Source organism: Caproicibacterium argilliputei (assembly GCF_029211325.2).
Taxonomy (GTDB): domain Bacteria; phylum Bacillota; class Clostridia; order Oscillospirales; family Acutalibacteraceae; genus Caproicibacterium; species Caproicibacterium argilliputei.
The window spans coordinates 2,894,803-2,904,997 of sequence record NZ_CP135996.1; the positions used below are offsets into that span (position 1 = coordinate 2,894,803).

A 10,195-nucleotide genomic window follows, 5' to 3' on the forward strand; every position below is an offset into this window, starting at 1 on the left:
TTTCTTTTTTCAGTCAAACAGCTTCAATAGATTTTTCAGATCCTCTTCCCCGTGAAACTCAATCTGCAAAACGCCCTTTTTGCGGCTGCCTGTGACCTTGATGGGCCGCCCCAACTGCTGGTGCAGGGACAGCGCCGCTTCCTCATAAAATGGGATTTCCTTTTGAATACTGGCTTCCTTGGGCTGTGCGCTAAACTGCCGTGACAGCTTTTCAAGCTGCCGCACGGTCAGCCCCTCCCGCACACAGCGCAGCGCCATCGGCACCTGGTGCTCCGGCGGAAACGCCAGCAGCGTGCGCCCCTGCCCCGGCGTCAATTTTCCGGCAGCCAGCAGCTTTTGCACCTCTTCCGGCAGCCGCATCAGGCGCAGCGCGTTTGCAACGCTTGGGCGAGACTTGCCAACGCTGTCTGCCACTTCTTCCTGCGTCATTTCATAGGTGGTCATCAGCGCTTGATACCCCTCGGCTTCTTCCAGCGGATTTAGGTCTGCACGCTGCAAATTTTCAATCAGCGCCATTTCCATGACCTGCTGGTCGGTCAGTTCCCGCACCAAAGCAGGCACTTCCTGCAGCCCCGCCATGCGGGCGGCACGCCAGCGGCGCTCACCTGCAACAATCTGGTACCCGCCCTCTTCGTGCAGTGGGCGCACTAACAGCGGCTGCAAAATGCCGTGCTTGGCAATTGATTCTGCCAGCTCCGCTAATTCCGCTTCGTCAAAGTCCCGGCGGGGCTGGTTGCGGTTCGGTTCAAGCTCGTTAATATTCAGAACAACGGAAGAGTTGCGGTCCTCTGCGTCATTCTCTGCAAATATGATATCCAGACCTTTTCCCAGACCTCTTTGTTTAGAGGACAATCCGCTTCACCTCAGCTTTCATGGTTCTGTATAATTTCTGCCGCAAGGGCATTATAAGCCTCCGCACCCTTGCAGGATCGGTCAAAGTATTGAATGGGCTGACCGAAGCTTGGCGCTTCACTTAAACGAACCGTGCGCGGAATTACTGTACCAAATACTTTTCCTTTAAAGTATTTTTTCACTTCGTCAACCACCTGCTGCGTTAGGTTCAGACGCCCGTCATACATCGTCAGCAGCACGCCCTCAATGTCTAAAGCACCATTATACTGGCGCTTTACACGGCGCACGCTGTTCATCAGCTGACTTAAACCCTCCAATGCGTAAAACTCACACTGAATGGGAATCAGAACGCTGTCCGCTGCTGTCAGCGCATTGGTGGTGATGAAACCCAAAGACGGCGGGCAGTCAATCAAAATATAGGCGTATTGGTCTTTCACTTGAACCAGTGCGCGCTTTAAAACACTCTCCCGATGCGGTTTTTCCGCCAGCTCAATTTCCGCGCCTGCCAAATCCAGTGAACTGGGCAGTAAATCCAGATGATTGAATGCCGTAGCGAGAATCGCCTTTTGAATCTCCGCATCGCGAATCAGCACATCATACACCGACTGGCTCAGTTTGCGCCGATCCACACCGACACCGCTGGAGGAGTTTCCCTGTGGGTCTGTATCTACCAAAAGGGTTTTCCTGCCGGCAGCCCCCAAGGCAGCAGCCAAATTGACGGCTGTTGTGGTCTTCCCCACGCCGCCTTTCTGGTTGGAAACAGCAATAACGCGGCACATACAGGCTCATCTCCTCTCTTACAAATTCAGTATGCCCTATTATACCACGAATACTGCCGCAAATAAAGTGTCCGCGCTTCGGTTTCACAAAGAAAGTGCAGAAAGCAATGTTTCACGTGAAACATTGCTGATAAACAGCGCTGCGTTGCTTGGCACAAACGCAAAAAGAGGACCTGCGGTAAGCAAGCCCTCTCTTTGTAAATGATTGTGGGAAAATGATAAGAAAATGGGTTTCTTGTAATTAATTTAAAACAGCAACGGACTTATGCCGGCTTCCGACCGGGAGATGCGCTTTTCGGAATCCGCACCACCCACTCCAGGTACTCTTCCGTTTCTGTATGGAAGGTTTCCGCCGGAACGCCGGTGCTGCGCAGGGTGGTGACAGCGTGCTGGATGGTATTTCCGAAAATCCGTACGTCCTTAAAAATCGGCAGCCGGTGCTGGTGTTGCTTCGGCTCCGCTTCCAGCAGCTTACTAATCAGCGCATCGGTCTGCTGCACATTTAGCTTTTTTTTCAAAACGGTTTCCAAAACCTGCGCCTGCTGTTCCGGCTCGCTCAGCCGCAGCAGCGCCCGTGCGTGCCGTTCTGTCAGGCGGTTTTCCAAAATGGTCTCGCGCACGCGCCCTGGCAGCTTCAGCAAACGAAGCTTGTTGGCAACTGCAGATTGGCTTCTGCCCAGACGGGTGGCACACTCTTCCTGCGTGATGTTCCATTCTTCAATCAGCCGCCGGATACCGTCCGCTTCTTCAAACATATTCAAATCCGCGCGCTGCAGGTTTTCCGTCAGGGCAAAAATAGCACTTTCACGGTCTGTACAGGAGGTAATTAAAACCGGAACCTCCCGCATACCGATGAATTTGCAGGCGCGCAGGCGCCTTTCCCCCGCGATTAATTCGTAACCGCTCTGCACGCGCCGCACAACCAGCGGCTGCAGCAGACCATTGGAAGCAATGCTATCGGCAAGCTCCCGCAGATCCTGCGCAGTAAAGGTGCGCCGCGGCTGCGACGGATTTGGCCGTATACACGTGATGTCCAATTTCACAATATGCTGCTGTCCGAGCATTCCCTCACCTCCTGCTTGTCCTTATCCTATCATACAGGAGCCGTACCATTTTGTAGAAAGAACGCACGTGCATAATTTTTTTCGTGTCACGGTTTCTTGCTGCATGATTGCAAGTGCAAAGATGCATCCTTACCAAAGGTGATGTTTACGCTTTCATGACCATGAACAAAGGCTTCAAGCTTTTTTCAAAAGCTTTTCCAGTTTCTATAAAAGCAAGATTTGTGCACCTTGCACAGCACCAATTTTAATTGAATTCTGCCTGTGGAAAACATTGTTGAAAAGTGTCAACTGCCTTGATTTTTCTGCTTTTTTGTTGTGGAAAACGCAAGTGGCTGCTTTTTAATTTTTCCGCCGGCTCGTGGATAGGTCGGTGAGCAGGTGCGTGTGTGCTGAATCATCAAAAAAGTGCGGCTGCTGCCATCCGGCAGTGTGTAAACCGCATTTTTGCAGATGCTGCCCCCCAGCACCTGTAGAGCATATCTGGCGGCAAGCAGTTCTTCCTGCCCCGCCGGCCCCTTCCATGCGCAGAAGTAACCGCCCGGCTTAACAAATGGCAGACAGTATTCACACAAAACAGAAAGCGGCGCCACTGCACGTGCAAAAGCAAAGTCAAACTGCTGTCGCAATTCCGGCTTTCTGCCGCCCTCCTCTGCCCTGGCATGAACCGTCTGCGCAGCAACACCCAGCTTGCTGCAGATGTCATCCAAAACCGTCAGACGCTTCTGCAGACTGTCCAGCAGCGTCAGTTCCAGCTGCGGCTCTGCCAGCTTCAGCGCCAGTCCTGGAAAACCGGCACCGGTTCCTACATCTATGCAACGCTTGCCTGCAAGCTGCATCCACTGCAGCGGCCACAACGAGTCCAGAAAATGCTTTTCTGTAAAAGCCATTGGCTCGGTTATGGCAGTCAAATTCAATTTTTTGTTCCACTCCAGCAGCAGTTCCATGTAGCGCTGAAACTGTGCGGTCTGCTCCGCAGATAGCGGCGTCCGGCAGGCGGCCGTCTCTTTTCGCAGCAGTGCTTCTATATTTTCCATTCAGCCTTTCTCCTTGGCAAGCCAAATCAGCAGAACACTGACATCCGCCGGGCTGACGCCTGAAATCCGGCTTGCCTGCCCGATGTTTGCAGGCTGCACTTTGTTCAGCTTTTCCTGCGCTTCACTGCGCAGCCCCTGCACAGTGGTATAATCCATGCTGTGCGGCAGGAGTTTACCCTCCAAACGCCGCATTTCCGCGATGTCTGCTCGCTGCCGCTTGATATAGCCTTCGTATTTGAGTTCAATTTCTACATTTTCAAAAACCGCTGCCGGATAGTCCGGGCGGTTCCAATCCACCGGTGCCAGCGCAGCATAGCTAAGCTGCGGCCGTTTCAGAAGTTCTGCTAAGCGCACGCCCGTTGTTACTGGCGATGTTTCACGTGAAACAAGCAAGGCATTCAGTGCTTCACTCGGAGGCAAAACCGTTTTCTGCGCACGCTGATACTCCGCAGCTTTTTGCTCCTCTTTTTTTTGAAAGCGTGCCCAGCGCGCGTCACTGATTAGCCCCAGTTTTCTGCCAATTGGTGTCATCCGCTCATCTGCGTTATCCTGCCGCAGCACCAAACGGTACTCGCTGCGGCTGGTCATCATGCGGTACGGGTCCGTAACACCCTTGGTTACTAAATCGTCAACCAATGTGCCGATATAGGAACTGGCACGGTCTAAAATCATCGGCTCCCGTCCCTGCACCTTCAGCGCCGCATTGATACCTGCCACAATGCCCTGGGCGGCAGCTTCCTCATAGCCGGAGCTGCCGTTAAACTGACCGGCGCCATACAGCCCAGGCTGTTCGCGAAACTCCAGCGTGGCATCCATCTGCTGCGGGTCCACGCAGTCATACTCAATGGCATATGCGCAGCGCATCATCTGCACGTGCTCAAGCCCCTTGATTGTGTGGTAAAACTGCAGCTGCACTTCTTCCGGCAAGCTGGAGCTCATCCCCTGCAGGTACATTTCTTCCGTATGCAAACCGCAGGGTTCAATAAAGAGCTGATGGCGCGGTTTGTCCTGAAAGCGCATGATTTTGTCCTCAATACTGGGACAGTAACGCGGCCCAACTCCATGGATATGACCGCTGTAAAGCGGACTGCGGTCAATATTCCGCAGGATAACCTCTTTGGTTCGGTCATTGGTCCAGGAAACATGGCAGACCGCGCGGTTCTGCCCCGGTTCCAGTGTGTCATATGAAAACGGCACCACCGGTTCGTCCCCTTTTTGCACTTCCAAATCTGTAAAGTCTATACTGCTTCGCAAAACACGCGCCGGTGTTCCGGTTTTGAAGCGCCGCAGCCGCAGATGCAACCGGCGCAGCGGCTCGCTTAAAAAGGCAGCGGGAAACATCCCGTCCGGCCCGCTTTCGTAGCTGACCTCGCCGATATAAACGCGGCCGCCTAAAAATGTACCGGTTGCCAAGATGACCGCTTTCACCGTGTAAACCGCACCCATGCGCGTCACTAATTCCCACAGCACGCCGTTCGCCGCATGGCGCAGATCCACCACTTCTGCCTGTTTCAGATACAGGTTCTCTTGCCGTTCCAAAACGTGCTTCATGGTTTCGCTGTACTTTCTGCGGTCAATTTGACAGCGCAGCGAATGCACTGCCGGTCCCTTGCCAAGGTTCAACATCCGGCTCTGCAGAAAGCATTTGTCCGTTGTGCGGCCCATCTCTCCGCCCAAGGCATCAATTTCGCGCACCAAATGTCCCTTTGCTGTACCGCCGATGCTCGGGTTACACGGGCAGTTGCCCACCGCGTCCAGATTGACAGTAAAAACCAGTGTGGAGCAGCCCAGCCGCGCACTGGCCAAGCCCGCTTCAATTCCCGCGTGCCCTGCGCCAACCACCGCTACATCATAGACACCGGCATCATATTCATGCTCCATCATTCATTCGTCCTTTCCAAAATCCCCACAGCTTTTTGCCGCCTGCGCTTATTTCCCCACACAGAACGTTTCAAATACCCGGTCAATCACCGTGTCGGAAACACGTTTGCCGGTCAGTTCCAGCAGCGCAGAAACCGCGTCTTCCACGCAAACTGTCACAGCATCCAGTGTCAGTCCGCTTTCCAGCGCCTCCAGTGCTTCCGAAACCGCTGTCAGCGCACGCTGTGCAGCGGCCTGCTGCCGCTGTGTAAACAGGATGCCCGCTGCCGGGTCAATTGCCTGCAGCTGCAACACCTGCCGCACCGCAGCCGTCAGCTGCTGCAACCCGCTTCCCTGCAGAGCACTGATATATACGATATGTTTAAATTTCGACTGAATATACAAAATGTCGATTTTGTTTTCCAAATCATTCTTGTTGATGACCGCCACAGCAGGCGTTCCGCCAATCAGCTCTACAAACTGTCTATCTTCGTCCTGCAGTGGTTCAGAGGAATCAAACACCGCCAAAATCAGCTGCGCCGCTTCCACGCGGCCGCGGCTGCGCAGAACGCCAATCTGCTCAACGGGGTCTTCCGTATCGTGCAGCCCTGCAGTGTCCGCCAGGCGTAGCGGAATACCAGCCAGTAAAATGGTATCCTCCACCACATCGCGCGTGGTGCCCGCATAGGAGGTCACGATGCTTCTGTCACATCCGGCCAGCAAATTCATCAGGGTACTTTTGCCAACATTAGGCCGCCCCGCAATCACGGTATCCACACCTTCACGCAATACCCGCCCCGTATCGAAACCGGAAAGCAGGCTCTGCAAGCTGTCCTTTGCTTCATTCAATTGCGTGTGCAGCTCAGTCTGGCTGACCTCCGGCACTGCTTCTTCCGGAAAATCCGCCCATGCCGCAAGGTGAGATGCCTCCGCGGTCAGAATCTCACACACACCGGCAATTCGGTCGTGCAGCCTGCCCTCTTGACCAGCGCGCGCTGCCCGCGCTGCTTCCCGTCCACGCGCGGAGATCATCTCCATCACAGACTCCGCCTGTGTCAGATCCATTTTTCCGTTTAAAAACGCGCGCCGGGTAAACTCGCCGGGCTGTGCCAGCACCGCCCCGGCAGCCAGACAGGCATTTAAAAGCCGCCGCAGCAGGTACAAGCCGCCATGACAGGAAAGCTCCACAACATCCTCACCAGTGTAGCTTTTCGGCGCACGGTAATTGGCCGCCACACACTGGTCAAATGTGCCGTCCGCGTCTTGTACCGTACCAAATAAAGAAGTATAGCCCGGAATTTCATCCAGTGTTTTTCCTGACACCGACGTAAAAACCTGCCCCGCAACCGCGCGTGCCTGCTCGCCAGAAATGCGGACAATGCCGATACCGCCCGGCGCCTGCGGGGTACTGATGGCTGCTATGGTATGCAAAGAAATCGCTCCTTCCAGAAAAAAAAGCGCCTGCACCCGGACGGGCGCGAGCGCTGAAAATTCTCAGTTCTCTTTCGGCAGCATCCGCTGCGCGGTTCCCTGCTGCGTGGTGTTTGTCCGCCGCTGCTGCGGGTACGGCCGGCTGGCAGTCTGTCGGAAATTTCGACCTGCCGGCGCCGGACGTTTGTCGCTGCTGCCACAAGGCCGTCTGCCGTGTCCGCCAGAGGGGCGGTGCGGTTGGTACCGCTCGCCGCCCTCCGGACCGATGACCACGTGGCGCGCCTGATCCTTTCCTTCGCTCCAGCTGATAGCGCCAGACACCTGCTGCACCGCCGTGTGGATAATCCGACGTTCATAGGGGTTCATCGGCTCCAGGGAATTATTGCGGCCGGACTTCACCGCTTTTGCCGCCAGCTTTCTGCCGAGCGCGTCCAGGGTCTCCCGCCGCTTTTCCCGGTAGTTGCCGATGTCCAGCGTAATGCGGTAATAGGTGGTTTCCGTGTGGTTTGCCACCAGCCCCGCCAGATACTGCAGGGCATCTAAGGTTTCTCCGCGGTGCCCGATGATAAAACCCACATCGCCGCCGGTGATGGAAAGCATCGCGCCGCTTTCCTCTTCCTGAATGGATATCTGCACATCTGTAAGACCAAGGTTCTTCAGGATACCGCGCAAGTACGCCGCGGCCTTTTCTGCCGAATTTTCTTCCACAAAGACACGGACTTTCGCCGGACTTCCGCCGAAAAGACCGAGTGTTTTTCGCACCGGCATCGTCAGAATCTCAAACTCCGCTTCTTCTGCCGGCACACCCAGCTCACGGCAGGCGGCTTCGCGCGCCGCCTCTACCGTTTCTCCTGTTCCAATTGCTTCTCTGCGCATAACAGTATCCTCCTTTGTCTTCAGCCTAGCATTTTCGTTGTATTGCGGCCATTTTCAGCCCTTAAAAACAGACGGTTGGCATTACTTTTTTTGTCCCATATAATCCGCTTTGTTCTTAGCGCCGTCTTTGATTTTTTTCGCTTGCGCGGATTTAGCACCTTTTTTCTTCTTAGCGGCATCGGCGGTTTGCGCTGTCTGGTTCCAGTTGCGCAGCTTGGTTTCCAGCTGTGCCTGCACTTCCGGCGCCAGCGGCTTCACGCCCGCTTCCTTTTGCTCCATCAACAGTACATGCGCACCCTCTGCCTGCGCGGTCAGAATCTGCGGAGAGTAAAATTTCTGCATCAACCAAGTACGGAACAATCCCATCAGACCGTTAATTGTGTAGTAAAGGCCCATAGCGGCAGGCAGAATGCAGGTCAAGTACCCGAAAGGCAGGGACATACCGACCATCAAGACTGTCATGCAGCCTTGCTGGGCACCCGGCTGTGCCTGTCCCATTTTTTTCTGGCTGTAAGTCATGTAAATCGTAGAAATAATCTGCAGCGCGATACTGGCAAACGGCAGCAGGAACAGCGGACTGCTGAACAAAGTCTGCCAGAACTGACCGGACACGGCCGGCGAACGCAGCAGATCCAAGCCAAAGAACATGAAGCTATGGCTGAACAGCGTCAGCTTCTGCAGGTCATATGCGCTGAAGAAATGCGCCACGTAAGGCTGAATCAAGCTGAAATTTTTGGCAAGGTCCAGCTCATGGTAAGTGCTTGCATAAGAGCCGAGCGTACTTGCCAGCGGGTTACCGGGGATATTTTCCATGAAAGCAGAAACCTGCGCCAGAGACTCTGTGTTCAAATGCAGCATATTGGTCAGTGGACTGGACAGCGAATAAAACAGGCTCATAAAAATCAGCATGGGAATGACCATCATCAGGCAGCTGCTGCCCATGCCGCCCATGCCTTCCTTTTCGTAAAGCTTCTGCTGCTCTTCCATCAGCTTTGCTTTGTCATTGCCATAGATTTTCTGCAGCTCCTGCATTTTCTTCTGCATCTTCATACTGCCGGCCATACCTTTTTGCTGTTTGATATAAGGCGGAAACATCAGCAGATTGAGCACAACCGTAAACAGAATGACGGCCACGCCGTAATTGCGTACTACAAAGTACAAGCCGTACAGCACGTAGCCGAGCAGCCATCCAAGTCCGTTAAAAATTTGCATAAGGTGACAAACTCTCCTCTATAATAAGGATTTTCGTTTCTTTTTTTCTTTCTTCAGCTTTATTTTTTTCTCCGGCACCGGGTCAATGCCTCCCCGGCTGAACGGATTGCACCGCAAAAGCCGCCAAAGTGCCAGCAAACCGCCCTTGAACGGCCCAAACCGCTCAATCGCCTCCAGGGCATAGTTCGAGCAGGTTGGCATATACCGGCACATTGGCCCATGCAGCGGCGAAACCCGCTTTTGATAAAAGCGGATCAGCCGTAATAGCAGGTTTTTCAGCGTATTCACTGCAGAATCCCCGCTTTGCGCAGCTGCTGCTCCATGGCACGCTGCACCGCCGTACTTTTGACATACGGTGTTTTTGCCCGTGCCACGAAGATAAAATCGTTGCCGGGCTTAATACGCGGCAGCAACTCCCGAAACGCCGCGCGAATCACCCTGCGCGAACGGCTGCGTTTGACCGCGTTTCCGATTCGTTTGCTGGTGGTCACGCCCATGCGCACCTGCCCCGTTCTGTTTTTTAAAGTATAGCAGACAACCACCGGCGAAACCATGTTTTTTCCCCGGCTGTAAATGCGCCGGAAGTCCCTGTTTTCTTTGATTGGTACATAATCCATACGGTCAGCTCCGTTACATACAAAGAAAGGCCACGCTGTGGTGGCCCTACGTTGCCTTCATCAGTAGGTCAGGCGTGCCCGGCCCTTCGCACGGCGGCGTGCAAGTACCTTGCGGCCGTTGCTGGTAGACATTCTTTTGCGGAAGCCATGCTCCTTTTTGCGGTGGAGCTTCTTCGGCTGATACGTTCTTTTCATGAATTGAAACCTCCTTTCGGAATAAACCTCTGCAAGATAGCATTATAGCTTACTTTTACAGAGCCTGTCAAGATTTAATATACCACAATCGGCCTGCAAAAGAAAGAAGTTCCCGAAAATTCAAAAAAATTTTTTCTTTCCTCACCTGCTTCGCAGTCCCCATTGTTTTTTGCGCAAAGTGCTGCGGCTCGTTGCAAAAAAAGCCCGGTTATGCTAAAATGATTTATATTTAAATGTTTAAATGCAACGCTATTATCACGGAGGAGAGCGAACAC

General features: G+C 53.8%; 11 protein-coding genes. All 11 read right to left on the reverse strand.

Going from position 1 to position 10,195, the window contains the following annotated elements:
- Window positions 1-9 precede the first annotated feature (9 nt).
- A complete protein-coding gene (locus PXC00_RS14025) occupies window positions 10-852 on the reverse strand; it encodes a ParB/RepB/Spo0J family partition protein (protein WP_275845912.1) in 843 nt (280 codons plus the stop codon).
- Between the two features lie 11 nt (window positions 853-863).
- A complete protein-coding gene (locus tag PXC00_RS14030) occupies window positions 864-1,631 on the reverse strand; it encodes a ParA family protein (protein WP_275845911.1) in 768 nt (255 codons plus the stop codon).
- 263 nt (window positions 1,632-1,894) lie between these two features.
- A complete protein-coding gene (locus PXC00_RS14035) occupies window positions 1,895-2,695 on the reverse strand; it encodes a ParB/RepB/Spo0J family partition protein (protein ID WP_275845910.1) in 801 nt (266 codons plus the stop codon).
- A gap of 284 nt (window positions 2,696-2,979) precedes the next feature.
- Window positions 2,980-3,729, reverse strand: a complete 750-nt coding sequence (gene rsmG, locus PXC00_RS14040; RefSeq protein ID WP_275845909.1) for a 16S rRNA (guanine(527)-N(7))-methyltransferase RsmG — start codon at window positions 3,727-3,729, stop codon at window positions 2,980-2,982.
- On the reverse strand, window positions 3,730-5,613 hold the full coding sequence (gene mnmG / locus PXC00_RS14045; RefSeq protein ID WP_407654279.1) for a tRNA uridine-5-carboxymethylaminomethyl(34) synthesis enzyme MnmG: 1,884 nt from the start codon (window positions 5,611-5,613) through the stop codon (window positions 3,730-3,732).
- 45 nt (window positions 5,614-5,658) lie between these two features.
- The gene (mnmE, locus tag PXC00_RS14050; protein WP_316935020.1) at window positions 5,659-7,020 is read right to left on the reverse strand and encodes a tRNA uridine-5-carboxymethylaminomethyl(34) synthesis GTPase MnmE; all 1,362 of its coding nucleotides are present in this window, start codon (window positions 7,018-7,020) and stop codon (window positions 5,659-5,661) included.
- Between the two features lie 63 nt (window positions 7,021-7,083).
- A complete protein-coding gene (gene jag / locus PXC00_RS14055) occupies window positions 7,084-7,896 on the reverse strand; it encodes an RNA-binding cell elongation regulator Jag/EloR (RefSeq protein ID WP_275845908.1) in 813 nt (270 codons plus the stop codon).
- 81 nt (window positions 7,897-7,977) lie between these two features.
- On the reverse strand, window positions 7,978-9,108 hold the full coding sequence (locus PXC00_RS14060) for a YidC/Oxa1 family membrane protein insertase (protein ID WP_275845907.1): 1,131 nt from the start codon (window positions 9,106-9,108) through the stop codon (window positions 7,978-7,980).
- An 18-nt stretch (window positions 9,109-9,126) separates the two neighbouring features.
- Window positions 9,127-9,396: a membrane protein insertion efficiency factor YidD gene (gene yidD, locus PXC00_RS14065; protein WP_316935021.1), complete on the reverse strand. Its 270-nt coding sequence runs from the start codon at window positions 9,394-9,396 to the stop codon at window positions 9,127-9,129.
- A complete protein-coding gene (gene rnpA / locus PXC00_RS14070; RefSeq protein WP_275845906.1) occupies window positions 9,393-9,725 on the reverse strand; it encodes a ribonuclease P protein component in 333 nt (110 codons plus the stop codon). Before rnpA ends, yidD begins: the two co-directional genes overlap by 4 nt.
- 60 nt (window positions 9,726-9,785) lie before the next feature.
- Entirely contained in the window at window positions 9,786-9,920 is a 135-nt protein-coding gene (gene rpmH, locus PXC00_RS14075; RefSeq protein ID WP_212507158.1) for a 50S ribosomal protein L34, read from the reverse strand.
- Window positions 9,921-10,195: the final 275 nt, after the last annotated feature.